Origin of the sequence: Sulfuricella sp. T08, from assembly GCF_000971475.1 — a bacterium.
Lineage (GTDB): Bacteria > Pseudomonadota > Gammaproteobacteria > Burkholderiales > Sulfuricellaceae > Sulfuricella.
Genome location: NZ_DF967544.1, coordinates 160,071 through 187,060, shown reverse-complemented (window position 1 = coordinate 187,060; position 26,990 = coordinate 160,071). Strand labels below are relative to the sequence as shown.

Sequence of the window (26,990 nt, the reverse complement as noted above, 5' to 3'; positions counted from 1 at the left end):
TGATGACCCATCATGGCGTGATTCCTTGTATCCATAATATGTCTATATCATATCACAAACAGGGGGCTAAAGGGTGGGGTTTTTCAACAGAATTCGGGCAATAGCGGTCAGTAATCGGCCTATGGTGCATATGTCTCTTGTGTGTCGTTTTCTGCCGGTTGGCCCTAGTCGCAAACGTGTCAATTTAAGCTATTTAACCTTAGGCAATCTGACAGACAATGTCAGGTTAGATCTGAACTTTTACACGTTGGCCTCATAAACCACATGCCCCTCCACCAACGTATATCTAACCTTCCCCTGTAACTCCATCCCCAAAAACGGCGTATTCCTCCCTTGGCTCTTGAGCGAGCGCGGCTCAACCTTCCAGTACTTCTCCGGGTCGAAGATGCACACATCGGCTGACTGTCCCGCCCCCAGGTGACCGTTGTTCAAAGCCAGTATCCGCGACGGTTCGGCGCTGATTTTAGCGATCGCAGCGGACAAAGACACCCCCATCTCATTCGCCCATTTCAGCGTCAGCGGCAGCAGCAGCTCCAGGCCGGTGGCGCCGGGTTCGGCTTCGGCGAAGGGCAGCAGTTTGGCGTCGTCATCCACCGGGGCGTGATCGGAGCACAGGGCATCGACCGTTCCGTCGGCGAGAGCCTCGCGCAGGGCGTCGCGGTCGCGCTGACTTCTGAGCGGCGGAATAAGGTGGCAATTGGCGTCGAAAAAGCCGATGTCCATTTCGCTCAGGTGGGCATGGTGGATGGCGACGTCGCAGGTCACCGGCAGGCCTTCCGCTTTGGCTGCGCGGATCAGGGCCACGCCTTCGCGGCTGGAGAGGCGGCAGATGTGGATGCGCGCACCGGTTTCTCGGGCCAAGGCAAGAATGCCGGCAAGGGCGATGGTTTCGGCGCAGGAAGGAATCGCCGCCAAGCCGAGCCGGGTGGCGACTTCGCCATCATGGGCGACGCCGTCGCGAGCGAGGAAGGCGTCCTGCGGCCGCAGCCAGACGGTGAATCCGAAAGTGGCCGCATACTGCATGGCGTGCAGCAGCACGTTGGTGTCGGTGAGCGGCACATCGGCGTGGGAGAAAGCGATGCAGCCGGCGTCATGGAGTTCGGCCATTTCGGTCAGGCGCTCGCCGGCCAGCTTCTGGGTGAGCGCGCCAAGCGGATAGACCCGCGCCTGATTCAGGCTCTTGGCGCGATGCTTGAGCATTTCCACCAGGCCAGGCTCGTCCAGCGGTGGGTCGGTGTCAGGCGGGCAGACCAGGCTGGTGACGCCGCCTGCCACCGCCGCCAGCATCTCGGATTCGAGAGTGGCCTTGTATTCGTAACCCGGCTCGCGCAACCGGGCAGACAGGTCGACCAGGCCGGGGCAGACCACCAGGCCGGTTGCGTCGATCGTGCGATTGGCATTAAAGCGTTCGGGCATGGCGCCGACAGCGACCATTTTACCGGCGGCAATGAACACGTCCTGCCCTGTGTCGATGTTGTTTTTCGGGTCGATAAATCGGCCGTTCTTGATGTGGATTTTCATATTAATTCTTCCCCGCCAGTATGCTCATCACCGCCATCCGCACTGCGATGCCGAATGTTACCTGGGACAGGATTACCGACTGCACTCCGTCGGCAACGGAGGATTCGATTTCCACGCCGCGATTCATCGGGCCAGGATGCATGACGATCGCGTCTGGCCGCGCCAGCGCCAGCTTCTCGGCGGTCAGCCCATAATACTTGAAGTACTCCTGCGCTGAAGGCAGCAGCGCGCCACGCATGCGCTCGTTCTGCAGGCGCAACATGATGACCACGTCGACATCCTTCAGCCCCTGCGCCATGTCGTGGTAAATCTGCACCCCCATGCGCTCGGCACAGGCCGGGATCAGGGTCTTGGGAGCGATCACGCGCACTTCCGGCACGCCCAGCGTGGTCAGCGCATGGATCTGCGAACGCGCCACGCGCGAGTGCAGCATGTCGCCGACGATGGCCACGCGCAGGCTGGTCAGATCCTTTTTGTAATGGCGGATGGTAAACATGTCCAGCAACCCCTGGGTGGGGTGGGCATGGCGCCCGTCGCCGGCATTGACGACATTGATGTGCGGTGCGACATGCTGCGCGATCAGATGCGGCGCGCCGGACTGGGAATGGCGCACGATGAACATGTCCGCCTGCATCGCCGCCAGGTTGTCGACGGTGTCGAGCAGGGTTTCGCCCTTGCTGGTGCTGGACGCGCCGACGTTGAGGTTGATCACGTCGGCCGACAGCTTCTTGGCGGCGATCTCGAAGGTGGTGCGGGTGCGCGTGCTGGGCTCGAAGAACAGGTTGAAGATTGCCTTGCCCTGCAGCAGCGGCACCTTCTTCACCTCGCGCTCGGCGATGTTGAGGAAGGATGAAGCGGTGTCGAGAATGTGCCGCAAGGTCGCTGCAGGCAAGCCCTCGATGGTGAGCAGATGCTGCAGTTCGCCGTTCTTGTTGAGTTGGGGATTGTTTTTCATGTTATTGACCATCCAGATAAGACTGCAATATCCGTTGCGCTGCGACTTGGTCCAGCACCGCCTTCTGCTTGCGTCCGCGTACTCCGGCTTCGTTCAGATCCTCGCTCGCCGCGGTGGAACTGTGGCGCTCGTCAACCAGCACCACCTTGAGGCCGAAGCGGCCTTCCAACTGGTGCGCGAAGCGCCGGCAGCGCGCGCTCATTTCGTGCTCCTCGCCGTCCGTGTGGGCGGGTAACCCAACCACCACCAGCGCCGGCCGCCATTCCTTGAGCAGCGCCTCGATGGCACCGAAGCGCTGGTCGTTGCTTTCCCCCAGTACCGTCGTCAAGGGATGTGCCAGCCCCAGCTCCAGCTCGCCCACCGCCACGCCAATGCGCTTGATGCCGAAATCGAAGCCGAGTACGGTGCCTCGCACCGGGTGAGAAGTGAGGGGTGAGGAGTCAGGGGGCAAAACCTCGCCGCTCGATAACCGCTTTTCCTCACTCTTCACTCCTCACTCCTCACTGATATCAAGCATGCCCCGCCTCATCGGCCAGGCTGGCGAGATCGACGCCCAGCAGTTGCATTGCGGCGGGCAGGCGCTGCTCCCAGGGCAGGTCGAAAATGATGGCCGCCGAAGCCGGTACGGTGAGCCAGGCATTTTGTGCCAGCTCCTGTTCCAATTGCCCCGCCGCCCAGCCGGCATAGCCCAATGACACCAGCAGCTTGTACGGGCCTTGTCCGCGACCAACCGCTTCCAGAATGTCTTTCGAAGTGGTCAGGGCGACGTTCTCGTTCACCGCCATGGTCGACAGCCACTCTCCGACCGGCTGGTGCAGGACGAAGCCGCGGTCCATCTGCACCGGGCCGCCGAAATGCACCAGCTCCTCCGCATGCTCTTCAGATTCAAGTTCAATGCCGACCTGGTCGAGCAGCATCTTCAGGGTCATCTCGATCGGCTTGTTGATCACCACGCCCAGCGCCCCCTGGTCGGTGTGTTCGCAGACATAGGTAAGGGATTTGGCGAAATAGGGATCGGTCATGGCTGGCATGGCGATCAGGAAATGGTCGGTCAGGTTGACGTTTTTCATGCTGCAATTATCCTACAAAAAACCATTAGCCACAGAGAACACAGAGAAAAGTCTGGTAGGCGGGTAGCCCACGCGGAAATAATTCCCTCTCCCCAACCCTCTCCCGTCTCGCCAGTGCGAGCAGCTTTGCTGCCGCTCTCGGCGGGGACACCCCTTGCGGGTGCAGGGAGAGGGGGCAAACGTAAGATCGCAAGGGTCTTCACCGTGGTTGTATTCCGCTGAAGCGGAACAACGCACGCGAAAGAGCGCTGGTTTCGATTGGCCCTAGTCGGCAAAAGCTGCTGTGTCCAACTGGTCGGCGCGGGTAAAAGTCCAGGTGCGCACGATGCCGAGAATATCGGTGTCCTTACGAATGTCATCGGGGAAGGCCGCATAGGGCGCCGCCAGGTTGACAATGCGGATGGCCGCCTCATCCAGCACCTTATGGCCCGAGGAACGCCTCACCTCGACGCGCTCGACGCTGCCATCCGCCTTGATGTTGACGATGAGCTGCAGGCTGCCGTAGATTTTTTGCCGCTTCGCTTCTTCAGGGTAATTCAGGTTGCCGACTTTTTCCACCTTGATTCGCCAATCTTCGGCGTAGCGGGCGAAGCGGTATTCCTGGGTGCGCGCGCCGACGAAGTTGCGCTTGGGTTTTTTCTGGTAGGCGTCCCAATCCCGCGAAATCTGCGCTTCCAGGCGAGCAGCCTCAAGGCTGCGCATCGCCAGATCGGAGCCCGGCTTTTCTGCCGGCGTTTCGGATGGCTTGACCTTGGCCGGAGTCGGCTCGACATGCTGCGTTGCTTTGACCTGGGTCATCAGGAGCCGTGCCTGCTGCTCCATCTGGCTGACTTGCTGCTGTTTCTGCGCGGCTTCCGATTCCTGCTGGGGCCGATCCAGCACCGGCAGCGGGCTTTTAGCCAGACGCTCGGCATCAGTGTTGCCACCGCCGTCGAGATTGGCCTGCGCCAAGGCATCGGCCTTGACTGGCCGGGAGGCGGATTTGCTGTTGACCAGCACCACTTCGAGGGAGGTGGCGATCGCCGATTTTTTCATCTCCGGCGCCTTGAAGGTCACGCCGAATACCGCCAGCAAATGCAGGGTGATGGAGATCAGCAGCACCAGTCCGAGGCGATCGGACTGGTTCAGCCGCGTGTAGCGGCCCAGAGAAATGGGAGCACGAGGAGTGTTCAAGGCGCAGCCAGTTTAGCAGAAATAACCTGCCAAATCATTGCTCCAGGGGACCCACATAGCGACATTGGCACGCCACCTCGAGCAGGTCCACTTTCGACACTTCGATCAACACCCGGCTGCCTGGCGGCACTTCGGGCAGCGACGGTACGCGGGTGAACAGCGGCAGGTGGTCGAGCTTGACCAGGTTTTCCTTCACCACCACCGCGCCGGTTTCGCTGACCTGCTCCTGTTGCAGCCAGCGCAAACACCAGTAGCGCTCCATCTGGTCCTGGATGTTGCCGTAAGCTTCGTAGGCCAGATCGAAATCGCGCATGGCGATCAACAGCCGCTCATCGCGGTTGCCATAGGGTGCCGGCATGCCTTCCAGCCGGGCGATCAGCTGGCGCTGGTTGACCAGGTCGACGTAGCGGCGCAACGGCGAACTTGACCACATGTAGTGCGTCACGCCCAAGCCCTGGTGCGCGCCCGGCGACACGCTCATGCGCACCTTGCCGCCTTCCTGGTTGCGGTAAATGCCGGCATAGTCGGCTTCCGCCAGCTCCTTGCCCCAGGTGGCGTTGGTATGAATCATCAGCTCCGACACCACCCTGTCGATAGGGGTGTCGCGGTGGCGCTCGGTAATCGAAACGCGGTCATCCACTACCGCGAAATTGTAATCCGGGAAATTCCTGCTGCTTTCGCCCTTGCCCCGGCCTTCCTTGAGCTTGGTGGTGAAATCCCATAACAGCAGGAGCTCGTCCTTCCAGGCGTAATCGCCCTCCCGGCTGAGCACGGTCGCGCCGTTGAATACCGGCTCCAGGGCCTCGTGGCGCAGGTTGGCGGCAATTTCGACGTGATCCAGCGCGCTTTCCTGGCCGACTACGGCAAATTCCGGCGTGACCTCCAAATATAGCGACAGCGCGGGGCAACGACGACCTTCAGCCAGCGTGTAGCGCTCCACCAGTTTCTCCGGCAGCATGGTGATCTTCTGACCCGGCATGTACACCGTGGATAACCGCCGCGATGCGATTTCATCGAGACGATCGCCCGGCGCGAAGCCCAGGCCTGGCGCGGCGATATGGACGCCGATACGCCAGTTGCCGTTATCCAGGCGCTTGATCGAGAAGGCATCGTCGATCTCGGTAGTGGCAGCATCGTCGATGCTGAAGGCCTGTGCATCCGAATGCGCGGGGTCGCCCTGGGGGTGAAGAATTTCGACTTCGGGGAAACCCGTGCCTTCGGGAAAATGCTCGCGCAGAAAGCGGTTCAGGTGGTAAGCATGAGCAGAAGGGATCGCGCCACACGTGTCCAGCAACTTCACCGGACTGAGATTGGTTTCAGCGCAGGCCTTGTCGAGCGCCTTGAATTCGAGCGTGTTCTTGTCCGGCGCGTAAAGCAGGGCTTCCACGATTTGCGGCGTGAACATTTCTGGCAGGCGTCCCGCCACCATTTCAGCCACATGCGCTGCGATGGTTTCTGCCTGCTTGCGTTTTTTCTCCTCGGAAGCCAGCGCTGCCTTGAGATTTTCCTCCGGCGCGGCCTTGTAGTGGCCTTTGCCTTTCTTGTAGAAATACATCGGCGCGCCATGCAACTTCAGCGCCACCGCCGCCGCCTCGACCGGGGAAGGCGCATGGCCGTAGTATTCTCGTCCCAAGTCGGCGAAGGCGAACTCCTCGACTCCACAACATTCCCACAGGAAAATCGGATCGAGTTCCGCTGCAGCTGTTTCGGCCGCTTCCATGAATCCGGCGATGGCCGGTGTCTCGAAGCGCAACAGCACGTTGGCGGCCTTGATCTTGGAGCGCTTGCCATGCGGCGTTTCCACCTGCAAGGAGGAGGTGTTGTCGGCCATGACGCTGGCTACCTTGATGGCGCCATCTTCTTCATACAAAACATTCATAAAGATGCAAAATCCATAATGCTGCCGACATGCTCGGCAAAATTCGTCAAACCGTGATCGCCACCCTCGATGATGATTTTCTGCGCCCCGGCATATTTCGCCAGGGCATCACGATAATCCAGCACCTCGTCCTGCGTTCCCACAATCAGAAGATAGCGCTCCGGTCGAGTGATCGCCGGCACTTCCAGCTGTCGCAACTGCTCGATGTGTCCCTGCGTCAGCTCATATTCCTCGCCTGTATACAGGTTGCGGTTTTGTCCCAGAAAGGCCGGCAAAAGTTCATAAGGCCGGACCGCCGGGTTGACCAGCACCGCCTTGAGACCATACTTCTCAGCCAGCCAGGTGGCATAGTAGCCACCAAGGGAGCTGCCCACCAGGGTAACCGGAGTGCACCCCGCTGTCTCGATCAGCGCTTCCAGCTTGCCAACTGCTTCCTTCGGCCAGTGCGGCAGGTCGGGCGCGGCAAATTTCTGGTCGGTTCCCTCCAGCTTCTGCCGCAGGATGCCGGCCTTGAAGGAAGCGGAGGAGCTATTGAAACCGTGGATGTAGAGGATCACCGGGCGAGCGCCGTCAGCAACTTTTCGTGCACGCCTCCAAAGCCGCCATTGCTCATCACCAGCACATGGTCGCCGGGGCGGGCGACGGCAGTCACAGCGGCCACCAGGCTGTCGAGATCGTCGAAAGTCTGCGCCTTGTCGCCCAGCGGGGCCAGCGCGGCGGCCGCATCCCAGCCCAGGTTGGCGCCGTAGCAGAACACCTGGTCGGCGTCTTTCAGGCTGCCGGGCAGCGCATCCTTCATTACGCCCAGCTTCATGGTGTTGGAACGCGGCTCCAGCACCGCCAGGATACGCGCGCCGTCGACCTTGTGGCGCAGGCCGGCGACGGTGGTTGCGATCGCGGTGGGATGGTGGGCGAAGTCGTCGTAAACCGTGATGCCGTTGACTACGCCGCGCACTTCCATGCGGCGCTTCACGTTCTCGAATTTCGCCAGCGCCTCGATGCCGAAACTGGCGGGCACACCGGCGTGGCGCGCGGCGGCAATCGCCGCCAGGGCGTTCATGCGGTTATGCTCGCCGAGCAGCGGCCAGTTCAGCATGCCCTGGAACTCTTCCTTGAAGGCCACCGCACCGGCGGCACCGATGGTCCAGCCCTGCGCCGTGCCGAAACGTTCCACCGGGGTCCAGCAGCCCCGTGCCAGCACCCGGTCCAGGCTTTCCTCGCGCCCGTTGGCGACAACCAGTCCGTTGCCGGGCACGGTACGAACCAGATGGTGAAACTGGGTCTCGATCGCGGCCAGATCAGGGAAGATGTCGGCATGGTCGAATTCGAGATTGTTGAGCACGGCGGTGCGCGGGTGGTAATGGACAAACTTGGAACGTTTGTCGAAAAAGGCGGTGTCGTACTCGTCCGCTTCCACCACGAAAAACGGGGAGTCGGTAAGCCGGGCGGAGACGCCGAAATTTTGCGGCACGCCGCCGATCAGGAAGCCCGGCTGCAAACCCGCATATTCCAGGATCCACGCCAGCATCGCCGAGGTGGTGGTCTTGCCGTGGGTGCCGGCTATCGCCAGCGTCCACTTGTCCTTCAGTACATGCTCGGCCAGCCACTGCGGGCCGGATACGTAGGGCAGGCCGCGGTTGAGGATTTCCTCCATCAGCGGATTGCCGCGCGACACCACGTTGCCGATCACGAATATGTCGGGTTCCAGCCTGATCTGCGCCGGGTCGAAGCCTTCGGTCAGGGCGATGCCCTGGGCTTCCAGTTGGGTACTCATGGGTGGATAGACGCCGGCGTCGCAGCCGGTGACCTTGTGCCCGGCCTGCTTGGCCAGCACCGCGATGCCCCCCATGAAAGTACCGCAGATACCGAGAATGTGAATATGCATGAATAGCGACGGAATGGATTGATTAACCGCCCATTATAAAGCTTTTTGACGCTCATGATGAATCGCCATGAGCGTTTCCCTCACCTCAATCCTCTCGATCATGGCCAGCGCCTTTTACCATTGCTCCTTCTCCCCTTGGGGAGAAGGTTGGGATGAGGGCTGCCCTCACCTCAATCCTCTCCCCAAGGGGAGAGGAGGCAAACGTGAAGGGCGCTTGTTTTGATCGGCACTTGTTTTAATTGGCGGTTTGCATCGGCAGCCAGGCCGCCGCGGGATGGACGCCATACCATTCCCAGCCCTGGGCTGTCTGCAAGGCCGTATGGCGGACTCGCTCCCAGACTTCATCCGGAGAGATTTTGAGGAAATCCCTTATCGCCGCAAAATCATCGGGCAACGCGGCGTCGGACCAGCCATTGGCTGAATGCCGTGCCAGCGCCACCGCAAGCGCGACACATTTGGTTCGCGGCAACTCGGCATGGGATTCATCCATCAGCGACAACAGCAGCTTGGGCAAATGCCAGGTCGATGCCAGGTTAATCTGCAGTTCAATCATGCGGAAACTCAGCACTTCCTGTTGTGTCGCGGCGCTGCGCAATGTCGGGTCGCGCCGCATCCGGTCGCGGATCTCCAGCATCTGCCCGGGCGCAAAGCACCACAGCAGCATTTCCGCCAGATCGCGCAGCAGCGCGGCAACGACCACCTCGTCGGTGGTGACGTCATGACGCAGTATCGACCAGTCCAGGGCGTACATGGCCGCATGGCGCGCCCGACTCATCACCTGCATCATGCCTTCGAGAGCCAGGGGATAGTCGGCCAGGCTATCTTCAATAATGGGCTGATCAGCGAACTGTTTGAAAAATGGGGTCGTGCCTATCATCATGATGGCCCGGTCGATGGTGGTGATGTCGGTAATCTGGCTTCTGCCGCGATGCGACTCCAGATAGCGCAGTACTTTCACCGTCATGATCGGATCGTGCAGGATCACGGCCGCCAATTCGCGGCCATTGAGGTCATCCTCCTTTTCCTGGAGCCGAGCAAGCTCCGTCACCGTGCGGCGCAATACCGGCAACTGCGCCTGATCGAGATAAATCCCCCAGGCGTTCAGGCCCAACTGCCTGTCTATCATGGTCGTCTGATCTCCTCGTCAGCCTTTTTTCATCAAGCCAGCGCTTCGACGCTGATCACGGCCTGCAGAATATGCTCCGCGCCGGGCAGCACCGTCACTACGTTGTTTACGGCATTGGCGGATTCCACGCAGACCATGCCGCGATAGCCTTCCGGGCCGAAATCGCCCATTTTCTCCGCCTTCTCGATCCAGGGATTCCATACCACGGTGGAATGGCTGCCGCGCGTGGAGATGCGGATCTGCCGCTTGAGGCCGCGGTCTTCGATCAGGCAATCGACTTCGGTGTCGAGATATACCCGGTCGACTTCGCTCTCGATCACGATGGCTCCCTGCTGGGTCTTGCTGGTGGTGCCGCCCACTTTATCCAGGTAGGTGCAGCCTTCCAGCCCCTTGATTTCCATGTCAGCCACATCGCTGATGTGGAAATAGGTGTGGAGCGCCTCGCCGATCTGGAAAGGCGAGCTGCCGGTGTTGCGAGTCGCCAGTTCGACTTTCAGCTCGGCACCGACCGTGACCCGTAGTTGCGCGCTCGAAGAGTGGGGCCACTGGGCGCGAGTAGCATCGGTTTCAATCAGGCCAAAGCTGATGAAAGTTGCGCCATCAGGCTGCACCCTGGTTTCCAGGACCTCCCACATCACCGTACGGGCAAAACCGTGGCCCGGCAATTTAGCATCCTCGGCATGAGGGCCGAACCACGGCCAGCAGATCGGCACGCCGCCGCGTATCGACTTGCCCGGCGCAAACTTGCCGAAGCGGGAAAGCCACAGCACCGGCTCCTGGGCACGCGGCAGCCATGTCATCACATGGGCACCCTGCAGGGCGATGGTGGATTCGGCGAGGCTGTTGGCGATTTCGGCTACGATCAGACCGCCAGGACCTTCCTTGAACTGGACATGGCCGGGAATGGCGAAACGGCTGTTGAGGGCAGTCAAATCGGTTGAACTCATGAAACGCTCCTTATAAAAATAATCCTAAAAACGGTAATTGCTTAACCACAGAGGAATAAATGGGTTACAACAATTTTCTGTATCTCCAAATGGGCGCTCATGCCATCTCGACGCGGTTCCTGCCGCTCTCCTTGGCCCGATACAATCCTGCATCAGCTCGTCCAATGAAATCTTCGGCCGAGTCCCCGGCACGATATTCAGTCAGTCCGAAACTGCAAGTCACGCGACTGATATCGGAAAAGGAGTGAGTTTCCACAGCGGCTCTCAATTTTTCCGCCAAAAGCCGCATGCTCTCCACATCACAATTAGGCGAAAGAATGACAAATTCCTCGCCGCCCCAGCGGGCAAAAAAATCGTGTTCCCTGATTATGTTGGAAACCAGCCGTGTCAGTTCCACCAGAACGTCATCGCCGACCTGATGGCCGTAACCATCGTTGATCTGCTTGAAATGGTCAATGTCCATGAGCATGACGGCAAGCGGCAAATGATGGCGCGCTGCCCTGCGCATCTCTGTTTCAAGGAAGGAATTAAACAGCCTTCGGTTGGCGATGCCGGTGAGGGTGTCCGTCGTGGCCTGTAATTTGAGTTTGTCCTCGGCCAGCTTGCGGTCAGTGATGTCGCGCGCAATCCCGATGCCGTGCCACCTTCCCCTGATCTGCACTGAGGAAAGGGACAGCTCGACAAAGCATTCGGAGCCATCCTTGCGCATAATTTCCAGCTCCACGGCTTCCCCGGCATGTCCGCTTTCCGTGGTCGCAAGCTGCTTCAAACCGGTTTCATACTTTTCCCGGTAGCGGGATTGCGGGGGGACGATCAAGGCAAGAAAATTCCTGCCCATCGCCTCTTCGCGGTTGTAACCGAAAATCTTGTCTGCAGCTTCGTTCCAATAGGTCAGCGCGCCGCTATCGTCGACCATCACAATGGCATCATGCGCAGAACTGGTAATGAGACTGAGCAATTCCTCTCGCTCCCTGAGCTCGGCAGTACGCTCGCTCACCAGGTTCTCCAGCTCCTCCTTGCCACGCTGGAGCACCTGCTCCGCTTCCTTGATGCGGGTGATCTCCGTCCGGATCGTCACGTACTGACAAGGCTTCCCGCCAGCATCCAGGACCGGCCTGATTGTGGTTTCTACCCAATAAAAACTGCCATTCTTCTTGCGGTTGCAGACTTCTCCATGCCAGACCTTGCCGCTGGTGATGGTTTTCCACAACCCAGAAAAAAACTCTTTGGGATGGACACCTGAATTCAAAATCCGGTGATCCTGTCCAAGCAGGTCTTCGACGGAATATTGAGAGACCTGACAAAACTTTTCATTGACGTAAGTGATCCGCCCCAAAGCATCGGTAATGCTGACGATCGCGTGCTCGTCCAGAGCCTGCTTCTGGAATTCGAGATCCCTGACGCTTTCTTCAAGCCTGGCTTTCGTCCTGCTCAGCCGCAGCATCAGATCCGACATGCTGCGGCTGACAAATATGGCAATCAGGAACGCCAATACAATCGCGGCACCCCCGCCCGTAATCAGAGTCGCCTCCGCGCTAGCGTGCAACCTGGAGGCAGCGGCCACACTGTTTCGTGTTTCCTCGACCTGAAACTGGATAAAGGCGTTGATCACCTCAAACTCGCGTTCCTGCGCCGGTAAGGCCTTTTCCTGCAACAGCCGGCTCGCCTCTTTCATCCGGTCGGCTGCCACCAGGTTTATTACCTCCTGTTGCAAGTTCAGGGCAACCGCAGTGAATATACTTTGGTCTTCCAGCATGGATTCTTCTGCCGGCACCAGATTGTACTCACGCAGTTTTGTGCGTGCATTGCCGAATGTCGTACCCAAATCGTAAAACTGCCGTATTTTTTCAGCCCGGTTAGCCGGATCGGCATCGAACGTGATGTTGTTAAGCAGGAAGGCTCTTTCCCGCGATGAGTTGTACATCGTGTAGGCCAAAGCGGCATGGTTGTTGTGCTCCTCGGCGACAGCGTCGAGCGCCGAGCTGATTGCGGACAGACGGGATAGACTGAAAACGAGCAGGGTCAGCATCAGCACCATAACCAGACCGAAGCTGATGGCGATCACGCGGGTCGGATAACGTTCCAGGATGTGTGAGGGTTGTTTTTCCTGATTCATCGGGATTGCTGAAAGCTCTGCCAATTCATAACAAGCGCCTTCTCGTTTGCTCCCTCCCCCGCTCGCGGGGGAGGGTTGGGGAGAGGGCTTCATGCCGCAGTTAAATAAAATACATCATTGTATCGCCGTTAAGCTCAACCTTAACGCTTTTCAGCGTGCAGCGCGAACGCTTCGAAGGATGCCGCATCCAGGGGTTTGCTGTACCAGTAGCCTTGCAGCATATCGCAGCCCTGGTCGCTGAGGAACTGCCGTTGTTCCGCAGTTTCCACACCTTCCGCAACCACTTTTAACCCCAGGCTCCGGCCGAGCTGGATCACCGCGATGGCAATTGCGCTGTCGTCCGGATCACCGGGAATATCCATCACGAAAGAGCGGTCGATCTTGAGCTTGCTCACCGGGAAGCGCTTGAGGTAACCGAGGGAGGAATAGCCCGTGCCGAAATCGTCGATGGCGATGCTCAGGCCGTGCTGGTTCAGCTGATTGAGCAGGCTCACGGCGGCATCGGGATTTTCCATGACGGAACTTTCGGTGATTTCCAGTTCCAGGGCGGATGCCGGGACATCGAACTCCCGCAAAATTCCGATGATCTTGCCTACCAGGTTTTCTTGATGGAACTGCCGGGGAGAAAGGTTCACGGCAAAGCGCAAGTCGGTCAGTCCCAGTTCGCGCCAGACTTTGATCTGGCGACAGACTTCGCGCAGCACCCAGGTGCCGATAGGCAGAATCATGCCGTTTTCTTCCGCCAGCGGGATGAAATCGAGGGGCGAAACCATTCCGCGCTCGGGATGATGCCAGCGGATCAGGGCTTCCGCGCCCACCAGCCGGCCAGAGGCAAGGTCGGCCTGGGGCTGGTAATGAACAGTGAACTCGTCGCATTCCAGAGCGCGGTGCAGGCTGTTTTCCAGCAGCAGGCGCTCGTTGCTGGACTGGTTCATTTTCGGGCTGAAGAACTGGAAGTTGTTGCGGCCCATCGACTTGGCATGGTACATGGCGGTGTCGGCATTTTTCATCAGGGACTCAATGCTGTCGCCGTCGTGCGGATAGAGACTGATGCCTATGCTGGTCGTGCTATGCAGAACGTGGCCATCGATCTGGTAGGGCTGGGAGAGGCTGCCGAGGATTTTTTCCGCCACCTGGGCGACCGCATTGACCACATCGTCACCCTCCAGAGCTACTACGAACTCGTCTCCGCCCAGGCGCGCCAGCAGGTCGCTTTCGCGCACGTGCCCCCTGAGGCGCTGCGCCACTTCCACCAGCAGACCATCGCCGATATTGTGTCCCAGCGTGTCGTTGATAATCTTGAAGCGGTCCAGATCGATGAACATCACGGCGACTTCTTCATTTTCCCGTTTGGCCGCGGCAATGACCTGCCCAAGACTGATTTGCAGATGCAAACGATTGGGCAGGCCGGTCAGTGCGTCATGGTGGGCGACATGGCGAATTTTCTCTTCGGTGGCCTTTTGTTCGCTGAGATCGGTAAAACTGCCGATATGAAAATCTATGTCGCCCTGGGCATTACGCACCACCGAGATGGTGAGCAATTTGGGATAGATCTCGCCATTCTTGCGCCTATCCCACATTTCACCTTGCCAGAAACCCTGTTCGCAGATGGCGTGCCACATGGCCTGGTATTCTTCAGGCGTAGCACGGCCCGCAGACAGAATTTTCGGATTCTGGCCGCATATTTCTTCTGGCGTATAGCCGGTCATGCGGGTAAAGGCCGGGTTCACTTCGACGATGCAGTTGTCGCCGTCGGTGATCAGGATCGCCTCGCCGCCGTACTCGAAAACATGAGCAGCAAGGCGCAGCCGAGCTTCGGTACGTTTGCGCTGGAGGAGGTTGCGCACCCGAACGAGCAATACCGTCGCCACCACCGGCTTGGTGATATAGTCGTCCGCCCCCAAGTCGAGGCCTTCGAGCTGGCTTTGCTCGGACGTATCGGCGCTGACGATAATCACCGGAATGTCGCGGGTCTCGGGATTCTCGCGCAAGCGCCGCAAGACATCGAGACCGCTCATATCCTGCATCACCACATCCAGCAGGATCAGCTGCGGACGATCCTCCCCTTCGGCCAGATCGAGCGCTGCCGCACCGCTGGTGGCAGTCTTGATGCGGTGATCGTCGCGTAGTGCCGCCGCCAGCACGTGCAGGTTGGCGGGCATGTCGTCCACCAGCAGGATCAGCGGTTTTTCCTGTGTCGTCGTCACTTCTCTAGTCAATGTCATTTAGCAACCCATCCTTCCGTCGCTAGCTGCAGAGCGAGCCGCCTCCATTTTGCCCGATCCCGGCAATCTATCGGCCAGGCAGGGGAAACTCGACCCAGAATGTACTGCCCTGACCGGCAACGCTCTCCACGCCGATGCTGCCGCCCATGGCTACCGCCAGCTTTTTGGAGAGTGCCAGACCGAGGCCGATACCGTCGATTCCATTATAAGCCGATTCCATGTGCTCGAAGGGCTTGAACAGGCGCGGCAGGGCATCGGCCGATATGCCTCGCCCGCTATCGCGCACCGTGATTCTGTACCGCCCATCCGGGGCCGGGTGGCATTCGATCTGCGCACTGCCACCATACTGATTGTACTTGATGGCATTGGACAACAGATGAAGCAGTATCTGGCGCAGCCGCAGCCGGTCGGCCTGGACGGCGCAGCCGCAATTGGCTTGGGAGATCAGTTCGACATGGCGCTGCACAGCCAGCGGCTGCATCAAGTCCATGCATTCCCGGACTATTGGCGCGACATCTACCGGCTCCAGCGCCAGCTCCATCTGTCCGCTCTCGATGCTGGTCATATCCAGCACTTCGGTGATCAGCTCCAGCAGGTGGTGACCAGCGGCCAGTATCTCGTTGACGTAATCCGCCTGCTCCTTGTCGGGCGAGGTCGTTAGCTCGTATTCGAGCAATTGCCCAAAGCCGAGGATGGCGTTCATCGGCGTACGCAGCTCGTGGCTCATGCGCGCGAGGAATTCGGACTTGGCGCTGTTGGCCCGTTCAGCTTCGTCTTTCGCCTCGAGCAGCAATGCGGTGCGCCGCTCCACCCGCCGTTCAAGTTCATCGTTGAGTTGCTGAAGTTCTGCCTCGGCGCGCTTGCGCAGGAGAATGTTACGCACCCGGGCCAGCAATACCGTCGTCGTCACCGGCTTGGCAAGGTAATCGTCCGCCCCCCGGCCCAAGCCTTCGAGCTGGCTTTGCTCGGAGGTGTCGGCAGTGACGAAGATCACCGGGATGTCGCAAACCTCGGGTTGCTCGCGCAAGCGCCGCAAGACCTCGATACCGCTCATGCCCGGCATCATCACATCCAGCAGGATCAAGTCGGGACGATCATCCCGCGCCGACAGTTCGAGCGCCGCCGCACCGCTGGTGGCGGTCTTAATGCGGTAAGTCTCGCGCAGTGCCGCCACCAGCACGTGCAGGTTGGCAGGCATGTCGTCCACCAGCAGGATCAGCGGTTTTTCATGTGGTGTCGTCATTTCAATAACCCCGGAAAAAACCAGCGAACCGCGGAGGACGCGGTGAATTGCCGTTTTTAGCAAACATCATAGGTCATCCGGCTACGCATCCTCGCCCCCCAATGTTATCCCATGAATGGCCGCCAGTTGTACCACGCTGGCAAGTGCCCCGTCATGATCGAAATGGTCTATCTGCCGAATCAATCGTGCAAGAGCTTTATCAGGGAAATCCGGGCGGACGAGGCCATGCAGGAATTCTATCAGCCCGACCGGGATTAACTCCTGTTCCTGCAGGTAGGGCACCAGGCGGTTCAGTACCTGGGCCAGCACCTCCCGGTCTACGGCGGGTTCTCCGACAGCAGATTGCGCTGGCGTGATATGGGTATTGATGGCGTCCAGCGCAGCGTTGAGGGCGTCCGCGAAGCTTAGGCGAGAAACCTGCACGCCGCCCGCCTTGAGTTCCTCTTCCAGTTGCCGGGCCGCCTCGGCAAGCTCTTCCGCCCCCAGATTGGCCGCGACGCCCTTGAGGGTGTGAAGCAAAATCATCGCCTGCGCACTGTCACCCGCCTGCACCAGCGCATCCAGTTGCGCCAACGTCCCCGACTGTTCCCCGGCAAAACCGAGGAGCAGTCGGGCCAGCAGGTTGCGATTTCCGTCCAGCCGGTGCAGCGCCATTTCAAGATTGAAACCTGGCAAGAATGCAGGAAGAACGCCACCAGCCGATTCTATGACGTTCTCAGCCCCACCCCGGGAGGGCTGCCTGCCGGTTTTTACCCACTTCAGCAGCACCCTGATCATGTCCTCTGGATCGACGGGTTTGGCGATGAAGTCCTCCATCCCGACGGCGGCACATCGATCTCTATCCTCCTGCAGCACCGCTGCCGTCATGGCGACAATCGGCAGCGCCTTGCCCTGGGGCAGTTCGCGGATTAGCCGGGCAGCCTCCAGGCCATCCATGACGGGCATATGTAAGTCCATCAGCACGGCGTCGAAGGTTTCGCCTTTGACCCGCTCCACCGCTTCGCCGCCATGCCCGGCCAGGGTTAGAGATGCTCCACGCCGTTCTAGAAACTCGGCTGCCATCAGCCGGTTGAGCGAGTTATCCTCCACCAGCAGGACGCGCACCCCCTGCAGGCTCTGCTGGAATGCGACCGTATCGGAGGAGGCGCCTGCCTGAGCCAGCGGCTGTACCTCGCTGCGGGATGAAGCGACGCCGGCCTGAATCGTGAAGACGAAAGTAGAACCCTGGCCTTCGACGCTGGAGACGGAGATTTCGCCGCCCATCAGCTCCACCAGTTGCTTGCAGATAGCCAAGCCTAGCCCGGTCCCACCATATTTACGGGTCGTTGAGCTGTCGGCTTGGGTAAAGGGCTGGAACAGGCGCTCCACTTGCGTACCGGACAAACCGATTCCGGTGTCGCAGACTGAGAAGCGTAGCCGCTGGGTGGTGGCGTTGCGCTCCGTCACCTCAACCTTGATGTGTATCTCGCCGTGCTCGGTGAATTTAACTGCATTGCCCACCAGGTTAGTCAGCACCTGGGCAAGGCGCAGAGGGTCGCCGAGAATTTCGGCTGGCACATCGGGGGCGACCTCGAAAAACAGTTCCGCCCCCTTTTCTTCGATCCGGGCACCGAACAGATCGGCCACATGTTCCAGGCTGTCCTCAAGGCGGAACGGAACCTGCTCGATGTTCATGTGTCCGGCCTCGATCTTGGAGTAGTCGAGGGTTTCGTTGAGGATGCTGAGCAGCGCACGGGCAGAGGAATGGGCTTTTTTCAGGAAATCCTGCTGCCGGGGGGGCAACTCGGTGTCCAGTACCAGCTGGGTGAGGCCGAGGATGGCATTCATCGGCGTGCGGATTTCATGGCTCATGTTGGCCAGGAATTCCGATTTGGCCCGGCTGGCGGCTTCGGCGGCCTGCTTGGCTTCAATCAAGGCTTCTTCTTCCAGCTTGCGCAGGGTAATGTCACGCAGGAAGACGACCATTCTGCCGCCAGCTTCGGGCATGAAATTCGCGCTCACTTCGAAACTCATCTGCGTACCATCCTTGCACCTATGTATGGTCTCGAATCTGTCCGAACCTGTGTTGATCACCTTCTCCAGATGGGCCTTGGTTTTCTCCGGTGTTTCGATGGCTTCCACATCGGGCATCGCCATCGTCAGCAACTCTTCCCGGCTATAGCCGATCAACTTGCAATAGGCATCGTTTACATCCAGGAATCGCCCCTGCATGTCACAGATCCAGAAACAATCCATGGTGGTTTTCAGGATAGTCTGATATTCCATCTCGGACTGCATGCGCTCGGTAATATCCTGGACTGTACCTATCGATCGAAGCGGCTTGCCTTTCGCATCGAAGTCCGACACGCCGTGCTCGTGTACCCACTTGATGCGGCCATCGCTCATGCGCAGCCGGTGGGTGATCTCGTAAGGCGAGCGGGTCTCGAGCGAGTGGGTATAGGCCTGATTCACCCGGTCGCGGTCGTCGGGGTGGACGGCGTCGAGGAAGGCTTCGTAGGTGGCGCCGAACTGGCTCCGGTCGACCTCGAACAGGCGGAAGACTTCGTCTGACCAGATCAGCTCACCCTTCCGCATATCCAGTTCCCAGCTGCCCAGCTGGGCGATGCGCTGCGCTTCGTTCAACCGTTCTACGCTGATGTTCAGCGCCAGTTCCATGGACCTGCGCGCAGTCACATCCTGACCTGTGGCGAGCACCGAAACGACCTTGCCTTGTGCATCGCGCATGACCTGGTCGTACCATTCGATTTCGCGCTTCTCACCACTGCGCGTGACGATGGGGTTGATGTTTCCGCGTGTTGGCTCATCGTGGGCCGCTTTCAGGAACAAGGCGCGGATTTTGTCCTGGTCGCGCGCAGGCAGGAAGGTGCGGAACCAGTCCTTGCCCCTGATCTCGTCCATCCGGTAGCCACTGAGCTGTTCGAAATAGGGATTGACGTACTCGATGGTGCCCTGGGCGTCGAGTAGCAGGACGATCACTGGCACAGTATTGAGCAGGCTGGAGGCAAAGTCGCGCTCGTACTGCAAGGCCTGCTCCATCTGCTTGCGCGCCGTGATGTCGCGTGACAACACGACGAAGCGAAGCTCCTCCCCGGGAGCGGTTTTTTTGCGGGAGACGGAAAGCTCAAACCACGAATTGCCTCCCGGAACGCTCAACTCGAACTGCTTGCCATGTGACTGGCCATTTCTCTGAGCTTCATGCAATGCCTGCATGACAATATCTGCCGCCTCGGGCGTGAGCATGTCGGATACCTTTTGCCCGAGCAGTTTTTCTGCCGGGGCGGCCAGTAAATCAGGGCTCTGAGCATGGATATCATGGTAAGTCCCGTCCAGCCCCAGCTCAAACAGAAGATCCGGAATGGCATCGATGGTGGCTTCCAACTGGCTACGCGTGGCCAGAATTTCAAGCTCAGCCTGCTTGCGCACCGTGATATCCACGAATGAACCCATCATGCAGACGGGCTTGCCGGCCTCATCCGTCACTGAGTGACCCGACAACTGCAGATCGGCCAGCGCGCCGTCATGCAGGCGGGCGCGCAATTCGCCCTGCCAGTGGCCCTGATGTTGCAGAGCTTCCATCACTGCTTGTGCTTCTTCAGGCGCAACCCAGAATTCGATCATCGAGCGCCCGATAGCATCCTCCGGCCCCTGCAGGCGCCACAGGTCAACGAATGCCTGGTTCACATAAGAAATTTTGCCGTCCAGGCCAGTGATGACGATGGCGTTGATCGAGGACGCAATGGCGGCATCCTTGATGCGCAGATTTTCCAGGCTTTGTGTCAGTTCGGCGGTACGCTGCTCGACCTTCTCCTCAAGTTCTGCGTGGGAAGACTGCAAACGCTCAGCCATGATGTTGAAGGAGGAGGCGAGGTAGCCCATTTCGTCCCGCCCGACCACCGACACGCGCTGATCGAGCTTGCCGGCGGCGATCTCCTGAGCGCTGATACTGAGGTCTTTCAACGGGGCGGCGAAACGGCGCGCGAGCAGGAGGGCGCCGATGAGGGCGGCAAAAAGGGCCAGCACGACAACCACCAGGGCGAAGGTGCGCACCCGGTAAAGCGGGGCAAGCGCCTCTGCGGCATCCATCTTGGCCACCATGCCCCATCTCATGCGGGGAAGATAGCGCCACGCTGCCACCACGGGCCGCCCGCGGTAATCAATCTCGTAGCCGCTGCCGCGCTCGCCATGCAGCGCGCGCGCTATGGGCTCTACGCGATGTCGACCGGTAAGCGGGAGTTTTTCCTTCATCGCTGCATCGGGATTGGAAGTCAGCGGCGCTACCACCAGTGCGGTGTGTTCGTCCTCCCGGCGCGCCACCACGGTTTCGCCGCTATTCCCCAACCCGGTCCTGTCGAGCAGCACCTGAAACACGCGGGTGTTGTCGATCTGCAGCGCCAGCACCCCTGTAACCTTGCCCTGATCCATGATCGGCACGGCGACAAAGGCGGCGAGGGCATTGCCCGAGGGCGCATAAAATTCAAACTCCGAGATGCTGCTTTCCAGTGTGTTCAGCGCATTGCGGGCGACCTTGGCCAAGCCGCTGTTGCGATAGGGGCCGGTGAACAGATTGGTGGCAAAGTCGGCTTCATGCGCATGGGAATACACTACCGTACCCTGCGGGGAAATCAGGAACAGGTCGTAATAGCCGGCGCTGGTGACGAAGCGCTTGAAATAGTCGCGGTAGCTGGCATCCAGCCGGCGATAGGCGTCGGATTCCACTCCGTTCCGAACCAACACCTGGGCGAACTCGATTACAGCTTGGCGCGTGGTATTCCCCTGCGCCTGGACCAAGGCATCATGGGTACGTTCGCTCAGGTAGCTGTCGATCTGATCCGCTTTTTTGTCGGCGATAGTCGAGATTTGCTGGGCTACTGTCTGCTGCAGTTCCTGTTCAAAAGTTTGCAGCAGGATGTAGCCAACCAACAGTAATGGCAGCAGCGAGATCAACAGGAACCAGGCCACCAAACGCTGGGTGATGGAGGCAAATCTCATGGCCGCACCCCCTCGGCGGATTTTAGCAGCGGCGGCCATTCATCATGGAAGCGATAGGAGGGGAAGGGGATCGGCTTCTGTGCTTGCCCGGCATCCCAGACGATGTTGAACTGGCCATCAGGCCTGACCTTGCCGATGCGCGGGGTTTTCCACAGATGGCGGGTATCCGGGTCGATGGCAACCATTCCTTCAGGTGCGAGCAGGGTCTGGCGCAATATCGTGCGCTGCACCCGGGCGGTTTCTGCGGAACCGGCTTCACGCGCCGCCTGCACCCACAGATGCAGGCCTATATAGGCGGCTTCCATCGGGTCGTCGGTCATCCGGTCAGCGCCGAAGCGGGACTGAAATGCGGCGACGAAGTGACGGTTTTTTTCCCCCGGCAGGGACTGCAAGTAACTCCACACCGCATAGTGTTGACCGAGCCTGGCGCCACCCCACGCCTTCATCCCGGTTTCCGCCACGCTAAAAGAAACCAGCGGCAGATGTGTCAAGCCGGCTTTTTCCAGTGCTGCGAAGAAAGCTCGGTTGCTGTCGCCATTGAGGGTGTTCAGCACCACATCCGGCCGCTGCCTGGCGATGTCTGCCACCACTTCCCCCAAGGCGGCGCTCCCCAGGGGCAGATAGCGTTCTCCGGCCACTACACCGCCTTGCGCGGTCAGCATGTCCTTGATGATGATATTGGCCATGCGCGGGAAAACATAATCTGAACCCACCAGATAGGCGCGCTTGCCCAGCTTCTCCAGCGCCCAGCTCACACCGGGGATGATCTGCTGGTTGGGTACCGTGCCGGTGTAAATGATGTTGGGCGAGATCTCCATGCCTTCATACTGCACCGGGTAGAACAGCAGGTTCTGGTGCTTTTCGACTACCGGCTTGACCGCCTTGCGGCAGGTGGAGGTCCAGCAGCCGAACAGGGCGCTGACCTTTTCTTCAGTGATCAGGCGCTCGGCCTGCTGGGCGCAATAATTCGCGTCGGAACGGCAATCCGCCACCAGCGCTTCGATTTTTCGCCCCTTGATGCCGCCCGCCGCATTGGCTTCCTCGATGGCGAGCTGGAGCGCATCCACCAGCGGTTTCTCGCTGGTCGCCATGGTGCCGGTAAGGGAATGCAGCACACCGATTTTGATGTTCGGCACGACAACCGATTGTCGCCACCAGGTGATGAGGAGATAAGAGACCAGGATGACCATCAGCACCCGCCCTGCGAGAAATATCCGGTTGAATTTCATGGGCGGTTGATTTGTCATATTAAGTTAAGTTTTCAAAACTTTACCCTAAATTTGTATTATTGCACCGCCTTAACCACTTTATCTAAGTGGTAATTGCCACTATTTCCCTTGCCGTATCAACCCGTTTCCGGCAGGAAACTCGGCAGGCTCACCCCGTTGAACAGCTGGAATTGACCCCGGACCTGGAACATATGTGTTTCCACGTTGCGCGCGCCCCAATCTATAGAGGGTTTCAACCAGTTCGCGCTTGTCCATCGGGATCACGAACAGCGGTACCTGGCCGCGGAAGCCCTCGGTCGCTTCCAGCAGCAGCGCCAGCGTGGCCTTCTCTCGCTGCGTGCCACGGAGGGGCCGAGCATATTGAGAGCGGGGCACTGGATCAAGATCATGAAACCTTCGAGGGAACCATCGCGGTTCTCGAACACCTGAGCATGAAGGCGGCCACGCTGCGGCCGGGGCTGATATCGCCATAGATGTCGAGAAAGATGCCGGCCTGCTCCGGCGTGCAGCCGAAATAATCCGAGGGCCAGCCACGCGCACCGCACCAGGTGTTGAAGGCACGATGCAGCATGTGGGAGTAAGTGCTACGATCCTCGTCGGCAAGAGGGCGCAACAGCATATAACCTCCAAGTTTTAACTGTTTGCGCCGATTGTACCGTTTAGTTCAAAGCGGGGGAATGCCGCAGTAATATTGTCGGTCAATAGGCCGAACCGACACGCCAAGCTTTTTACATCGCATCGGGTTAATACCCCAGCACCGGCGCCAGCCACCTCTCCGCCGTCGCCATGTCCCAACCCTTGCGTTTGGCGTAATCCTCAACCTGGTCGCGGCCTATTTTTCCGAGGGCGAAATAGGTCGATTCCGGGTGGGCGAAATAGAAGCCACTCACCGCTGCCGTGGGCAGCATGGCAAAACTTTCGGTGATGGTGATGCCGGCCTTCTCCGGTGCCTGCAGCAGTTCGAACAGCGGGCCTTTCTCGCTGTGCTCCGGGCAGGCGGGGTAGCCTTGGGCGGGGCGGATGCCGCGATATTTCTCCGCGATCATGTCTTCGTTGGAGAGTGCCTCGTCTTTCGCATAACCCCAGAATTCGCGCCGCACGCGCTCATGCATCAGCTCGGCAAAGGCTTCGGCGAGGCGGTCGGCCAGGGCCTTGAGCATGATCGCGCTGTAATCGTCGTGACTTTTCTCGAATGCGGCCACGTGCGTGTCGATGCCGATGCCAGCCGTTACCGCGAAACCGCCGAGGTAATCCTTCGCTCCCGACGCTTTGGGTGCGACAAAATCGGCCAGGGCCAGGTTGGACTTGCCCGGCGATTTCACGGCCTGCTGGCGCAGGGTATGGTAGGTCATCGTCACCTTGCTGCGACTTTCATCGGTGTAAATTTCGATGTCGTCGCCGATGCTGTTGGCGGGGAACAGGCCGATCACGGCGCGCGCTTCCAGCCATTTTTCATCGATGATGCGCTTCAGCATCGCCTTTGCGTCAGCAAACAGCTTTGTCGCCTCTTCGCCCACGACCACGTCGGTAAGGATTTTCGGATAGCGCCCGTGGAGTTCCCAGGCCATAAAGAACGGCGTCCAGTCGATGCGCTCGGCGATTTCCGCCAGCGGATAGTCATTAAATTCCTTGAGGCCGATAAAAGTCGGCGCCGGCGGTACATAGGCGGCCCAATCCGGCTTGAGCGCATTGGCGCGCGCTTCGGCCAGAGTCAGGCGTTTGGTTTCATTGGAGCGATTCTGGTGGCGTTCGCGGATCGCCACATATTCATCGGCGATGCCCTGGACATAAGCGGCGCGCAGGTCGTCGCTCAACAGGTTGGAGCATACCCCGACGGCGCGCGAAGCGTCTTTCACATAAATCACCGGACCCGTGTAGTGCGGCTCGATTTTTACCGCGGTATGGGCGGGCGAAGTGGTGGCACCGCCGATCAGCAGCGGCAGCTTCATCCCCAGCCGTTCCATTTCCTTGGCGACGTGCGACATTTCTTCCAGCGACGGCGTGATCAGGCCAGACAGGCCGATGATGTCGGCCTTTTCATCGATTGCTGCCTGCAGAATTCTGGCCGCGGGCACCATCACCCCCAGATCGACCACGTCGTAGTTGTTGCACTGCAGCACCACGCCGACGATGTTCTTGCCGATGTCGTGGACGTCACCCTTGACCGTGGCCATGATGATTTTGCCCTTGGCCTGAGCAGCCTGGCCGGTGGCGGCCTTCTCGGCCTCGATGTACGGTACCAGATGCGCCACTGCCAGCTTCATCACGCGAGCGGACTTTACCACTTGGGGCAGGAACATCTTGCCAGCGCCGAACAGGTCGCCGACGATGTTCATGCCGTCCATCAGCGGCCCCTCGATCACGTGGATCGGGCGCTCCGCTTGCTGCCGCGCTTCTTCGGTGTCTTCAACAATATAGGTGGTGATGCCCCTGACCATGGCATGGGCCAGTCTCTGGCCCACCGGCACTTCGCGCCAGGAGAGGTCTTCGACCAGGCTTTTGGTCGCGCCCTTGAAGGATTCGGCGAACTCCACCAGGCGTTCGGTCGCGTCAGGTCGGCGATTCAGCAATACGTCCTCGACCCGCTCCAGCAGGTCTTTCGGAATTTCCTCGTAGACGCCGAGCTGGCCGGCATTGACGATGCCCATGTCCATGCCCGCCTTGATCGCATGGTAGAGGAATGCGGTGTGGATCGCTTCGCGCACCGGCTCGTTGCCGCGGAAGGAGAAGGACACGTTGGACACGCCTCCACTTACTTGGGCGTAAGGCAGGGTCTGCTTGATGATGCGCGTGGCTTCGATGAAATCCACCGCGTAGTTGTTGTGTTCTTCGATGCCAGTGGCCACCGCAAAGATGTTCGGGTCGAAGATGATGTCCTCGGCCGGGAAGCCGACCTGCTCGGTGAGGAGTTTGTACGAACGGGTGCAGATCTCGATCTTGCGCGCTTGGGTGTCGGCCTGGCCCTGCTCGTCGAAAGCCATGACCACTGCCGCTGCGCCGTAGCGGCGACACAGTTTTGCGCGCTCGATGAATTCGGCTTCGCCTTCTTTCATGCTGATGGAGTTGACAATGGACTTGCCCTGTACGCATTTCAACCCGGCCTCGATCACCGACCACTTTGAAGAGTCGATCATCACCGGCACTTTGCAAATGTCCGGCTCGGAAGCGATCAGGTTGAGGAATTTCACCATCGCCGCCTCGGAATCCAGCATCGCCTCATCCATGTTGATGTCGATGATCTGGGCGCCGTTTTCCACCTGGGCCTTGGCTACTTCCAGCGCCTTGTCGTATTCGCCGTTGATGATCAGGCGGGCGAACATCTTCGAACCGGTGACGTTGGCGCGTTCGCCGACGTTGACGAAGAGCGAGTCCTCACCGATGTTGAGCGCCTCCAGGCCGGACAGGCGCAGCTTTTTCTCGATTTCGGGAATGACGCGCGGCGGCAAGTCTTTAACCGCTTCGGCAATGGCCTTGATATGCGGGGGCGTGGTGCCGCAGCAGCCGCCCACGATGTTCAGCAAGCCGCTAGCCGCCCATTCGCGCAAGTCTGTCGCAATCGCCTCGGGCGTTTCGTCGTAACCGGTTTCCGACAAGGGGTTGGGCAGGCCGGCGTTGGGGTGGGCGCTCACATAGGTGTTGGCAATATTCGACAGCTCTTCTACGTACTGGCGCAAATCTTTCGCGCCGAGCGCGCAGTTCAGGCCGATCGACAGCGGTTTGACGTGGCTTACCGAGTTCCAGAATGCTTCGGCGGTCTGCCCCGAAAGCAGGCGTCCGGACAGGTCAGTGATGGTGCCGGAGATCATCACCGGCAGCTGAATTTGATGGGTCTCGAAATACAGTTCAATAGCAAATAACGCAGCTTTGGCGTTAAGTGTATCGAAGATTGTTTCGACCATCAGGATGTCGGAACCGCCATTGACCAGACCGGCGATTGCCTGAGTGTAGGCCTCTACTAACTGATCGAAGCTGGTGTTGCGGAAACCGGGATCATTGACCTCGGGAGAGATTGAGGCGGTGCGGTTGGTCGGGCCGAGTACGCCGGCAACAAAGCGCGGTTTGGCCGGGTTCTTCGCCTCGAATTCGTCCGCCGCGTCGCGCGCCAGTTTGGCCGCTGCGAGGTTGATCTCGTACACCAGCCCTTCCATGTGGTAATCCGCCATGGCGATGGAAGTAGCGTTGAAAGTGTTGGTCTCGAGGATGTCCGCCCCCGCTTCCAGATAAGCAGAATGAATCTCGCGGATGATTTGCGGCTGGGTCAGTACCAGCAGATCGTTGTTGCCCTTCAGGTCGCTGCCGTAACCGGCGAAGCGTTCGCCGCGGTAATCCGCCTCCGTCAGCTTGTAGGTCTGGATCATGGTGCCCATGGCGCCATCCAGGATCAGGATGCGCTGTCTGAGTTGGGCGTGGAGCAGTGCGGTGCGGTATTGGTGGCTCATGGCAAAAGATGTCTTGGTATGGTGATAATGCCTATAATAACATCAGCAGATCGAAACAAGCGCCGATCAAAACAAGCGCCTTTCACGTTTGCCTCCTCTCCCCTTGGGGAGAGGATTGAGGTGAGGGCTGCCCTCATCCCAACCTTCTCCCCAAGGGGAGAAGGGGCAATGGTAAAAGGCGCTGGCCATGATC

At 59.4% G+C, this 26,990-nt stretch carries 17 protein-coding genes; all 17 read right to left on the bottom strand.

Going from position 1 to position 26,990, the window contains the following annotated elements:
• Positions 1-240 precede the first annotated feature (240 nt).
• Positions 241-1,521: a dihydroorotase gene (locus SCT_RS11870; RefSeq protein ID WP_059423256.1), complete on the bottom strand. Its 1,281-nt coding sequence runs from the start codon at positions 1,519-1,521 to the stop codon at positions 241-243.
• A 1-nt stretch (position 1,522) separates the two neighbouring features.
• A complete protein-coding gene (locus SCT_RS11865) occupies positions 1,523-2,476 on the bottom strand; it encodes an aspartate carbamoyltransferase catalytic subunit (protein WP_059423255.1) in 954 nt (317 codons plus the stop codon).
• Position 2,477: 1 nt separating this feature from the next.
• Entirely contained in the window at positions 2,478-2,927 is a 450-nt protein-coding gene (ruvX, locus tag SCT_RS11860; protein WP_189799662.1) for a Holliday junction resolvase RuvX, read from the bottom strand.
• A gap of 58 nt (positions 2,928-2,985) precedes the next feature.
• Positions 2,986-3,546 carry a YqgE/AlgH family protein gene (locus tag SCT_RS11855; protein ID WP_059423252.1) on the bottom strand — a complete coding sequence of 187 codons (561 nt, stop codon included), beginning with the start codon at positions 3,544-3,546 and terminating at the stop codon, positions 2,986-2,988.
• 264 nt (positions 3,547-3,810) lie between these two features.
• A complete protein-coding gene (locus SCT_RS11850; protein ID WP_082098327.1) occupies positions 3,811-4,719 on the bottom strand; it encodes an energy transducer TonB in 909 nt (302 codons plus the stop codon).
• Between the two features lie 34 nt (positions 4,720-4,753).
• The gene (locus SCT_RS11845; protein ID WP_059423250.1) at positions 4,754-6,598 is read right to left on the bottom strand and encodes a ribonuclease catalytic domain-containing protein; all 1,845 of its coding nucleotides are present in this window, start codon (positions 6,596-6,598) and stop codon (positions 4,754-4,756) included.
• Positions 6,595-7,155: a YqiA/YcfP family alpha/beta fold hydrolase gene (locus SCT_RS11840; RefSeq protein ID WP_059423248.1), complete on the bottom strand. Its 561-nt coding sequence runs from the start codon at positions 7,153-7,155 to the stop codon at positions 6,595-6,597. The genes SCT_RS11845 and SCT_RS11840 overlap by 4 nt, the downstream gene beginning before the upstream one ends.
• A complete protein-coding gene (gene mpl, locus SCT_RS11835) occupies positions 7,152-8,483 on the bottom strand; it encodes a UDP-N-acetylmuramate:L-alanyl-gamma-D-glutamyl-meso-diaminopimelate ligase (RefSeq protein ID WP_059423246.1) in 1,332 nt (443 codons plus the stop codon). Before mpl ends, SCT_RS11840 begins: the two co-directional genes overlap by 4 nt.
• A 235-nt stretch (positions 8,484-8,718) precedes the next feature.
• Positions 8,719-9,609 (bottom strand): HDOD domain-containing protein, encoded by an 891-nt coding sequence (locus SCT_RS11830; RefSeq protein WP_059423244.1) that lies wholly within the window; start codon positions 9,607-9,609, stop codon positions 8,719-8,721.
• 32 nt (positions 9,610-9,641) lie between these two features.
• A complete protein-coding gene (locus SCT_RS11825) occupies positions 9,642-10,556 on the bottom strand; it encodes a D-hexose-6-phosphate mutarotase (protein WP_059423243.1) in 915 nt (304 codons plus the stop codon).
• Positions 10,557-10,653: 97 nt separating this feature from the next.
• Positions 10,654-12,672: a diguanylate cyclase domain-containing protein gene (locus SCT_RS11820; protein WP_059423241.1), complete on the bottom strand. Its 2,019-nt coding sequence runs from the start codon at positions 12,670-12,672 to the stop codon at positions 10,654-10,656.
• A 140-nt stretch (positions 12,673-12,812) separates the two neighbouring features.
• Positions 12,813-14,897 (bottom strand): bifunctional diguanylate cyclase/phosphodiesterase, encoded by a 2,085-nt coding sequence (locus tag SCT_RS11815; protein ID WP_237759678.1) that lies wholly within the window; start codon positions 14,895-14,897, stop codon positions 12,813-12,815.
• 67 nt (positions 14,898-14,964) lie between these two features.
• The gene (locus SCT_RS11810) at positions 14,965-16,140 is read right to left on the bottom strand and encodes an ATP-binding protein (protein ID WP_144408267.1); all 1,176 of its coding nucleotides are present in this window, start codon (positions 16,138-16,140) and stop codon (positions 14,965-14,967) included.
• A gap of 81 nt (positions 16,141-16,221) precedes the next feature.
• Positions 16,222-21,129, bottom strand: coding sequence for a PAS domain S-box protein (locus SCT_RS11805; RefSeq protein WP_059423234.1), 4,908 nt, complete (start codon positions 21,127-21,129; stop codon positions 16,222-16,224).
• Positions 21,126-22,358, bottom strand: a complete 1,233-nt coding sequence (locus SCT_RS11800; RefSeq protein WP_059423232.1) for an ABC transporter substrate-binding protein — start codon at positions 22,356-22,358, stop codon at positions 21,126-21,128. The genes SCT_RS11805 and SCT_RS11800 overlap by 4 nt, the downstream gene beginning before the upstream one ends.
• A gap of 385 nt (positions 22,359-22,743) precedes the next feature.
• Positions 22,744-22,977 (bottom strand): hypothetical protein, encoded by a 234-nt coding sequence (locus SCT_RS11795; protein WP_059423231.1) that lies wholly within the window; start codon positions 22,975-22,977, stop codon positions 22,744-22,746.
• 124 nt (positions 22,978-23,101) lie between these two features.
• A complete protein-coding gene (gene metH, locus SCT_RS11790; RefSeq protein ID WP_059423229.1) occupies positions 23,102-26,797 on the bottom strand; it encodes a methionine synthase in 3,696 nt (1,231 codons plus the stop codon).
• Positions 26,798-26,990: the final 193 nt, after the last annotated feature.

Coding starts and splice junctions, on each gene's coding strand:
- SCT_RS11870 (WP_059423256.1), bottom strand. CDS start 1,521: ATGAAAATCCACATCAAGAACGGCCGATTTATCGACCCGAAAAACAAC.
- SCT_RS11865 (WP_059423255.1), bottom strand. CDS start 2,476: ATGAAAAACAATCCCCAACTCAACAAGAACGGCGAACTGCAGCATCTG.
- SCT_RS11855 (WP_059423252.1), bottom strand. CDS start 3,546: ATGAAAAACGTCAACCTGACCGACCATTTCCTGATCGCCATGCCAGCC.
- SCT_RS11845 (WP_059423250.1), bottom strand. CDS start 6,598: ATGAATGTTTTGTATGAAGAAGATGGCGCCATCAAGGTAGCCAGCGTC.
- mpl (WP_059423246.1), bottom strand. CDS start 8,483: ATGCATATTCACATTCTCGGTATCTGCGGTACTTTCATGGGGGGCATC.
- SCT_RS11830 (WP_059423244.1), bottom strand. CDS start 9,609: ATGATAGACAGGCAGTTGGGCCTGAACGCCTGGGGGATTTATCTCGAT.
- SCT_RS11825 (WP_059423243.1), bottom strand. CDS start 10,556: ATGAGTTCAACCGATTTGACTGCCCTCAACAGCCGTTTCGCCATTCCC.
- SCT_RS11820 (WP_059423241.1), bottom strand. CDS start 12,672: ATGAATCAGGAAAAACAACCCTCACACATCCTGGAACGTTATCCGACC.
- SCT_RS11815 (WP_237759678.1), bottom strand. CDS start 14,897: ATGACATTGACTAGAGAAGTGACGACGACACAGGAAAAACCGCTGATC.
- SCT_RS11810 (WP_144408267.1), bottom strand. CDS start 16,140: ATGACGACACCACATGAAAAACCGCTGATCCTGCTGGTGGACGACATG.
- SCT_RS11805 (WP_059423234.1), bottom strand. CDS start 21,129: ATGAGATTTGCCTCCATCACCCAGCGTTTGGTGGCCTGGTTCCTGTTG.
- SCT_RS11800 (WP_059423232.1), bottom strand. CDS start 22,358: ATGAAATTCAACCGGATATTTCTCGCAGGGCGGGTGCTGATGGTCATC.
- SCT_RS11795 (WP_059423231.1), bottom strand. CDS start 22,977: ATGCTGTTGCGCCCTCTTGCCGACGAGGATCGTAGCACTTACTCCCAC.
- metH (WP_059423229.1), bottom strand. CDS start 26,797: ATGAGCCACCAATACCGCACCGCACTGCTCCACGCCCAACTCAGACAG.